Origin of the sequence: Myceligenerans indicum (genome assembly GCF_016742955.1) — a bacterium.
GTDB lineage: Bacteria > Actinomycetota > Actinomycetes > Actinomycetales > Cellulomonadaceae > Myceligenerans > Myceligenerans indicum.
The window spans coordinates 1-1,301 of sequence record NZ_JABBYC010000126.1 but is presented as its reverse complement, the minus strand read 5'-3'; the positions used below and the strand labels follow the sequence as shown (position 1 = coordinate 1,301).

Sequence of the window (1,301 nt, the reverse complement as noted above, 5' to 3'; positions counted from 1 at the left end):
GGGTTAGCGGCCAGAATGTGTGTCTGCTGAGGGGGTCTTGATACTGGTGGGGGGCGGTTTTCGGGGCTCTGTTATGCCCTGGTGGGCATGGCAGAGCAGGGTGGTGGACATCGTCGCCGGTGTCAGGTATGCGGCGGCGGGCTCAAGCGCAACGGTCGTACGAGCAGCGGGAAGACCCGCTGGCGGTGCACCTCGTGTGGGTCTTCCAGCAGCAGGAGCAGGCCGGATGTGACTCGCCGGGCGCAGGTCGAGGCGTTCGTGGCGTGGCTGACCGGCCCGGTCCCGCAAGCCCAGGCATCCCAGGCCAGCGCGCGTTCGTTTCGTCGGCATACGGCCTGGTGCTGGCGGATCGAGCCCGTCATCGGTGTCACGGGCGAGGTGTTCGACGAGGTCCAGCTCGATGGGATCTACCTGGCAGGCGGCTGGTGCGCCCTGATCGCCATCAGCCGCGGGACCGTGGTCGGGCTGCAGTGGTGCGACACCGAGAAGACGGCCGCCTGGATGGCGCTGCTGGAACGCCTGCCCGCACCAGGGGTCGCGGTCGTGGACGGCGTCAGCGGCCTGACCTCGGCGTTGGCGCAGGCCTGGCCGGACACGGCCGTGCAGCGGTGCCTGGTCCACGTCCAACGCGGCGTACGCGGCTACCTGACCCGCCACCCACGCACCGAGGCCGGCAAGGCGCTGCGGGCCCTGTCGCTGCAACTGACCAAGATCACCACCCGCGACCAGGCCACCACCTGGCTGACCGCCCTGAACGCCTGGCACCAGGCCCACGGCGACCTCATCAAGCAGCGCACCTACGCCACCCAGCCCGGCGCGATACGTCCGCAGTGGGCCCGGGCCGGGCAGCGGTGGTGGTACACCCACGACCGCATCCGCCGCGCCTACCGACTCATGGCCCGCCTGGCCCGCGAAAACACCCTGTTCACCTACCTCGACGAGCGATTCGACGGGCAGGGCATCGCTGCCACCACCAACCAGATCGAAGGCGGCATCAACTCCGTACTCCGCGACCTGCTCAAACGCCACCGCGGCATGCCACCCGCACACCAGAAACGCGCCGTCGAATGGTGGTGCTACCTACACTCCGAACGCCCCACCCAGCCCGCCGACCTCGCCCGGCCCGAACACTGGAACCCGCAGCCAAGCCACCCAGCCATCGACGACGAACCCCTCAGCCCGGCCGGCTACGACACGACCGCGACCCCCGAAGAAGGACTCTGGACCCGCAAAGGCTGGGCCGGACGCCCCAGATGACCCACGACACGCCCGAGACAGACACACATTTTGGCCGCTAACCC

1 protein-coding gene is annotated in these 1,301 nt (G+C 69.3%); it reads left to right on the top strand.

All coding sequences use genetic code 11. The annotated features are described in order from the left end of the window. Positions 1 to 87 precede the first annotated feature (87 nt). Positions 88 to 1,257 (top strand): IS1249 family transposase, encoded by a 1,170-nt coding sequence (locus tag HGK34_RS22200; RefSeq protein ID WP_201851600.1) that lies wholly within the window; start codon positions 88 to 90, stop codon positions 1,255 to 1,257. The last annotated feature ends 44 nt before the right edge of the window (positions 1,258 to 1,301 follow it).

Coding starts and splice junctions, on each gene's coding strand:
- HGK34_RS22200 (WP_201851600.1), top strand. CDS start 88: ATGGCAGAGCAGGGTGGTGGACATCGTCGCCGGTGTCAGGTATGCGGC.